1 protein-coding gene is annotated in these 233 nt (G+C 73.8%); it reads left to right on the plus strand.

Features of this window, described 5'->3' with window-relative positions:
- Positions 1-233 (plus strand): zinc-dependent metalloprotease (locus tag QWJ41_RS21455; protein WP_302710535.1); only part of this gene is annotated, 233 nt, incomplete at both ends.

Here is a 233-nt window from a genome sequence, read left to right on the forward strand (position 1 = left end):
ACCAGGCGACCGGCGTGATGTCGCTGCTCGAGGGCCACGCCGACGTGGTCATGGACGGCGTCGGGCCCGAGGTGATCGGCTCGGTCGAGACGATCCGCGCGAAGTTCGACGAGCGCCGCACGGGCGCCGGCGCCCTCGACCGGCTGGTGCGCCGGCTGCTGGGCCTCGACGCCAAGATGGCGCAGTACCGCGACGGTGCGGCGTTCGTGCGGGCGGTCGTCGACAAGGTCGGG

It is taken from the genome of Nocardioides cremeus (genome assembly GCF_030518195.1).
GTDB lineage: Bacteria > Actinomycetota > Actinomycetes > Propionibacteriales > Nocardioidaceae > Nocardioides > Nocardioides cremeus.